3 protein-coding genes and 2 pseudogenes are annotated in these 6,389 nt (G+C 63.4%); all 5 read right to left on the bottom strand.

What is annotated here, in order from left to right:
• Positions 1-887 (bottom strand): DUF4158 domain-containing protein (locus BMI01S_RS35545; protein ID WP_042292630.1); only part of this gene is annotated, 887 nt, incomplete at its 3' end.
• Positions 888-1,166: 279 nt separating this feature from the next.
• Positions 1,167-1,430 (bottom strand): annotated as a pseudogene (locus BMI01S_RS43585) (integrase); the annotation flags it as partial.
• A gap of 47 nt (positions 1,431-1,477) precedes the next feature.
• Positions 1,478-3,865 carry a xanthine dehydrogenase molybdopterin binding subunit gene (gene xdhB, locus BMI01S_RS43580; protein WP_036022283.1) on the bottom strand — a complete coding sequence of 796 codons (2,388 nt, stop codon included), beginning with the start codon at positions 3,863-3,865 and terminating at the stop codon, positions 1,478-1,480.
• A gap of 93 nt (positions 3,866-3,958) precedes the next feature.
• Positions 3,959-5,401, bottom strand: a pseudogene (gene xdhA, locus BMI01S_RS43575) (xanthine dehydrogenase small subunit); the annotation flags it as partial.
• A gap of 531 nt (positions 5,402-5,932) precedes the next feature.
• On the bottom strand, positions 5,933-6,217 hold the full coding sequence (locus BMI01S_RS41570) for a hypothetical protein (RefSeq protein WP_154671499.1): 285 nt from the start codon (positions 6,215-6,217) through the stop codon (positions 5,933-5,935).
• Between the last annotated feature and the right edge of the window lie 172 nt (positions 6,218-6,389).

The raw sequence follows: 6,389 nt of genomic DNA, 5'->3' as shown, positions 1-6,389 counted from the left end.
GGGAGCTGGTCGGTTGCCGAGCACAACGCGTAGCGCATGAAGCAGGCGGCCTCGAGCCGCCGTATGGCCGGCTGGATGCGGTGGCTCACCGAGGGTTTGCGGTCCGCGCAGCGCCGCGCATAATGCCGGACGATAGCTTCGTTGCATGTGTCGGGCCACTGCATCTGTACGCCGAACTCGACCAGACAGTCGAGCTTGCGCAAGAGTTCGCTCATCTGTCGCGTCGAATTGCGCAGCGGCACCGACCACAGCCATTGCTGCAGGCTCGATGCCTCGCCATGGGGCTTCGGCAGCAGCTTGCCCCAACGATCCAGTGTGGCTTCGCCAAAGGCCTGCGTAAGCTCGCCCGTGAACGTGGCTTCGACGTCTCGGATGGCCTGCACGATCAGTTCCCGCAAGGTGCGATCGCGCGGCAACAGGATCCGGTGTTCGTAGAGCCAGCGTTTGAGTTCGTGCAGCAGACCATTACGATCCTGCCGGCCCGAGAGCGCGGCTTTGAGCCAGCGCATCACGTAGCGGCGTTGGTGTTCGGTCATGGAGCCGAAGCCGAGCGCCTGGTACGCGCAGGCCTGATGTTCGACCAGCGTGTCGGTATGGCCGTCGTACAGCGACGTCATCGTCCCGAGATCGGGTGGTTCGATGCCGAGCTGTTGCCCCAGGTGCTGCCAGAGATTACGTGGCACGTACCGGCAAGCATCGAGCGTGCGACCGGTCATGCGCACGAAACCGATGTGAAGCGCCAGCGCGAAGCGATAGACGTGTCGACGACGCGCGTTGATCAACGCACATTCCTTCGCGGAAAACGTGAAGAACGTGGCGAGCTCGAACTCGTTGAGCGTGTGCGGGATGGACCGCATCCCGAGATAGGTCTGCCGCCAGTGTTCCATCGCCGTCCGCTCCGCAGCCGAAAGGGGAACCGCTCAGGCTATGCCAACAATATCGCCTTGGCAATTGGGGGCGAGGCACTGCGGGCCTCCGGGGAAGACAAACAGCAAGCTATTGATTTTACGGAGACTTTATAAAGGGCTAGACCGCAAAGCCTTGTCAGGTCTGGAGCCCGCTAACCCGGTAAACGGCATCAAACTCACGGGGACCCCATTCAGCGTTGCAAAAACGGGGGCGATCATAGATTTATTTTCCGTTTCCTGAAGCGACCCCTACTGCAACAGAACCACCTTGAGGCGGATATCGAGCTTGACCATCGAGTTCGACGACCTGATAGGGGCGGCTTGCCGGTGGCGCGCCTGCCTGACCATCGGGGCGAGGCAAGCCTTTGAGGTGTGAGGTGCCAGCCGCGCGTGCAGCAGTACCGAAGCTACGTAGCAGCTCCGCCTTCACGCACGCCGAGAGAGAGAGCGAATCGAATGGCGTGCCGTATTGAACGGATAGTCCGCCGCAGTCAGGCCTACTTGCCGGCACTGCTGCAGGAATTATGCCTGTAGGCCGCACGTGACAGCGCCGATCTCTCCGCGTCGTGCTACGCATTCGAAGCGCTCAATGCGTCCAGCGCGTCAAGTATCGCCTCGGGCGTCGCCGGCGCGCGCAATGACGGAGCATGTTGCGAGTCCGGCATCGCGGCCGCGATCGCGTCGCGAATCGCGAGAAACACCGAGAACGACAGCAGGAACGGCGGCTCGCCTACAGCCTTCGAGCGGCACACGGTCGGCTCGGCGTTGCTGTTGTCGTAGAGCCGCACGTGGAACGCAGCGGGCGTGTCGCTGAGCGCGGGAATCTTGTATGTCGACGGCGCGTGCGTCATCAGGCGGCCGTCGCGGTTCCACCAGAGCTCCTCGGTGGTGAGCCAGCCCATGCCCTGAATGAAGCCGCCTTCGATCTGGCCGATATCGATCGCCGGATTGATCGATCGGCCCGCGTCGTGCAGCACGTCCGCGCGCACGAGCCTCGACTCGCCGGTCAGCGTATCGACGACCACCTCCGACACCGCGGCGCCATACGCGAAGTAATATAACGGACGACCAGTCAGCGTCTCCGCATCACAATGCACTTTCGGCGTCGCGTAGAAGCCGTCCGACCACAATTGCACGCGCGCCAGATACGCGGCGTTGACCAGCTGTTCGAACGTCAACGCGCTGCCGTTCACCGAGACGCTGCCGCGCGCGAACTGCACGTCGTTGGCGTCGCCGCCGAGCTGACGCGCCGCGAGTTCAGCCAGGCGCGCGCGGATCGTCTGCGCGGCGGCTTCGGCCGCCATGCCGTTCAAGTCGCTGCCTGTCGAGGCCGAGGTAGCGGAGGTGTTGGCGATTTTTGAGGTATCGGTTGCGGTCACCCGTATGCGCGATAACGGCAAGCCGAACTGATTCGCGACCACCTGCGCGACTTTTGTGTTGAGCCCTTGGCCCATCTCGATGCCGCCGTGATTGACGAGCACGGAACCGTCCTTGTATATGTGCACGAGCGCGCCGGCTTGATTCAGGAACGCCACGTTGAACGAGATGCCGAACTTGACCGGCGAAAACGCGAGGCCGCGTTTGAGCACGGGGCTCTTAGCGTTGAATTCGGCGACCGCTGAGCGCCGCGCGCGGTAGTCGCTCGAATCGAGCAGCGCGTCGGTCAGCGGCGCGAGGATGTTATCTTCGACGCGTTGTCCGTACGGCGTCGTATCGCGTTCGCCTATGCCGTAGTAATTCGCGAGCCGCACGTCGAGCGGATCGAGCCGCAACTCGCGCGCGATGCCGTCGAGCAACACTTCCATCACGAGCGCGGCCTGCGGTACGCCGAAGCCCCGAAACGCGGTGTTCGACTGCGTATTGGTTTTGCAGCACACCGCGACGATATCGACGTCGGACAGGTAGTACGCGTTGTCGAAGTGCCACACCGCGCGCGTTGCGACCGCGCCGGACAGATCGGTGGAATGGCCGGCGCGCAATGCGATTTCGACGCGCACGCCGAGCAGTCGGCCCCGATCGTCGAAGCCCGCTTCGTATTCGCACACGGCGTCGTGGCGCTTGCCGGTGATCAGAAAGTCGTCGTCGCGATCGGCGCGCAGCTTGACCGGCCGATGCAGGCGTTGCGCGGCAAGCGCAGCCACGCACGCGAATAGCGCCGACTGCGATTCCTTGCCGCCGAAGCCGCCGCCCATGCGCCGGCATTCGCACACGACGTTATGCGCGGGCCAGCCGAGCATATCCGCGACGACCTGCTGGTTTTCGCTCGGATGCTGCGTCGAGCTGTAGACAAGCATGCCGTCCATCTCCCGCGGCACCGCATAGGCGATCTGGCCTTCGAGATAGAAATGCTCCTGGCCGCCGACCTCGAACCTACCGGCGAGCCGATGCGGTGCGGCGGCGATCTTCGCGTGGGGGGCACCACGCCGCAGATGCAGCGGTGACTGCACGAACTGATTCGCGGCTTTAGCATCGGCTGCGGTGAGGATCGCGTCGAGCGGCTCATAATGGATCACGTCGTCGCTTTTCGCGAGCGCGGCGGCGCGGCGGGCAAGTTCGTGGCTCTCTGCAATCACCGCGAAGACCGGCTGACCCAGGTACAGCACTTCGCCGTCGGCGAGGATCGGGTCGTCGCGCACTACCTGGCCGCAATTGTTTTCGCCGGGGATATCGTCGGCGCACAGCACCGCTATGACGCCGGGCGCGTTTCGGACCGCGTCGAGGTCTAACTTCACGATGCGCGCATGCGCATGGCGCGACAGGCCAAGGGCCGCGTGCAGCGTGCCGTGCAGCTCGGCGATGTCGTCGGTGTAGGTCGCTTCGCCGCTTACGTGCAGCGCTGCGGATTCGTGCGGCAGCGGCACGCCAATTGACGCGTCGCTCTCGCCATCGTTAGGCGTTGCATTGCGTTGATCGGCACGCTTGCCCTCGCGTTCGACAAAGGCATCCGTCCGGTTCATCACGGCGACCGTTTCGCGGTTGCGTTCGCCGCGAACGCGAACGTGTTGACGTCGCAGAGACGCGAGCGGCCCGTCGGCGCGCGTTTCGAGATGGAAGCGCCACAGCAGATTGCGCGCGACCTTCAGCCGATACGCACGCGACGCGCGCATGTCGGTGAGCGGCTGGTAATCGGTGGCGAGCGCGTCCATCGCGAGACGGACGGTCTTTTCGTTCCACGCGGCGTCGTTGAGCAAGGCTTCAGTGTGGGCGGCGCGCTTCGGTGTCGCCGCCATGCCGCCGAACGCGACGCGCGCCGTGCGGATCGTGCCGTCTTCCGCGACGTGCAGCGCGAACGCCGCGCACACCGCCGAGATGTCCTGGTCGTAACGCTTCGCGACCTTGTAGGTGCGAAACCGTAGCGCGCCGGCCGGGCGCGGCACGCGCAGCGCGCTGACGAATTCGCCGGGCGCGAGCGCGGTCTTTTGATAGCCGAGGTAGAACGCGTCGAGCGGCAGCGTGCGGGTCCTGCGGTCGCGGCGCAGCTCGACGTCGGCGCCCAGCGCGAGCAGTGCCGGCATCGAATCGCCGATCGGCGAGCCGTTCGCGACGTTGCCGCCGAGCGTGCCCGCATTGCGGATCGGCAGCGATGCAAAGCGCGTCCAAAGTTCGCCGAGCTCAGGGTAGTCGGCGGTGAGCGCCGCGTACGCGTCTTCGAGCGTGACCGCCGCGCCGATGGTCAGCGTATGCGCGTCGCGCGCAATCGCTTTCAATTCGGCGACGTTGCCGATGTACAGCAGGTCGCCGAGATCACGCAACTGCTTGGTGACCCATAAGCCGACGTCGGTGCTGCCCGCGACGATGCGCGCGTCCGGATGCTGCATGCGCAGTGTCGCGAACGCATCGAGCGTGCGCGGGGCGTGGAAGGTCGGCGAGCCGAATGCGGGGCCGCGGGTGTCGGGCGCGCTGTATTCGAACGTGCCCTTGCGTTGCAGTGTGCGCAGCGTGGCCGCGATCGCATCCCGATCGAGCGCGACGCGCGGATGCTGCACATAGTCGAACATCCTCTGTGCAGCATCGATGATCGGCCGGTAGCCTGTGCAGCGGCACAGATTGCCGGATAACGCGGCGTCGATTTCGTCGCGGGTCGGCAGGCCGGCACTGGCGGGCTGGTTCTCGTACAGCGCCCACATCGACATCACAAAGCCGGGTGTGCAGAAGCCGCATTGTGAACCGTGACAATTGACCAGCGCCTGCTGTACCGGATGCAGCGCGCCGGTCGCGGCGCGCAGGTCTTCGACTGTGAAGAGGGCGCGGCCGTCGAGCGTGGGCAGGAACTGGATGCAGGCGTTGACCGCCTTCAGCGTGAGTTCGCCACGCGCGTCGAGTTCACCGATCACGACCGTACACGCGCCGCAATCGCCTTCCGCACAGCCCTCCTTGGTGCCGGTGCAGTGTAAGTCCTCGCGCAGGTGCGTCAGCACGGTGCGCGTCGCCGGAACGCCCGCGACCTCGCGGACGGCCCCTTGGTGATAGAAGCGGATGGTTTGCGTTGTCATGGCGAATCGGAAGACAGTGCGGACCGGGCGCGCGTTACGCATGGGGTCGCAAAAGCCGACTTCGGGACGATCGTATTCATGCAATTCGGCTCATCAATTCGGATTCAATGGTCATAGCCGCAGTCATAGCCGTGCGAAATGAGGCATGCAGATTCCCAAACGCGAGCTGGCAAAGAAGATAGTTGGCCCCACCTCTTCCAGTTGATCGAGCAGAGTCCGTCGCACAAGAGCTGATGTTCCTACTACGCACAATTCACTCGCTACCGCTGCGTCTAAGGTTGTGGGCAGATTTGGTGGAAGGGAATTTCATTGAGGTTCGTACACGTATTTGAAGTTTTTAAGCCATCGCTCTCGAAAGCATTGGTGGACAACAATCATGCGAAACAAGCAACCCGAAAAATGAAGATTGGCCGTCGGCGCCCGTGTTGTGCCCGTCCTCGGCACGTATGCGTCAGTAAACTTCCGATCGGTGCCGGTCCTACGCATGCGATATTTGCGCCGCTTTTCAGCGGCCCGGAGCGCTGACTCTGGTCAATTGGTGGCGATCCAAGTCAGCGGGCGGAAGATACGCCGTTGGCTCTGTGCCAGATAGCGTGCATCACCTCTGCGGCAACCGACAAATGTGGCCGTAGGCGAGGTTGCGCGGGGGATTGGTGAGTCGAACCATGAATTTTCCTCGTGGAGGCTAGCGTGATCGGGATGCTGCAAGTGTCGTGCCAAACCAAAAAAAGACATGCAGGGCAACGCGATCACTTGGCAATACCTTGGCTTCTTCCCGACATTGTCGAATATCTGACAAGTGAGGTAGTCGATCATTCTGTATCTCCACGTCGGTGTAGAGATATGGTTTCGGGCGCGAGGGACCAACAAGAATCCCAGTTGGTGGCACTTCCGTCCTGTTTCCGCAGTGCGCCGATAGCGTACGAATCCGCGGACATCCGCTAGACGTAACGCCCACGACGCGCGCCTGTCTATAGGTAGCATTGCC

Source organism: Paraburkholderia mimosarum LMG 23256 = NBRC 106338 (genome assembly GCF_000739815.1).
Lineage (GTDB): Bacteria > Pseudomonadota > Gammaproteobacteria > Burkholderiales > Burkholderiaceae > Paraburkholderia > Paraburkholderia mimosarum.
Note: the sequence above shows the minus strand (reverse complement) of the source record. Positions and strands in the feature narration are given on the sequence as shown.

Excerpts from the sequence above, each read along its gene's own strand:
- xdhB (WP_036022283.1), bottom strand. The coding sequence starts at position 3,865 with ATGAACCGGACGGATGCCTTTGTCGAACGCGAGGGCAAGCGTGCCGAT.
- BMI01S_RS41570 (WP_154671499.1), bottom strand. The coding sequence starts at position 6,217 with ATGATCGACTACCTCACTTGTCAGATATTCGACAATGTCGGGAAGAAG.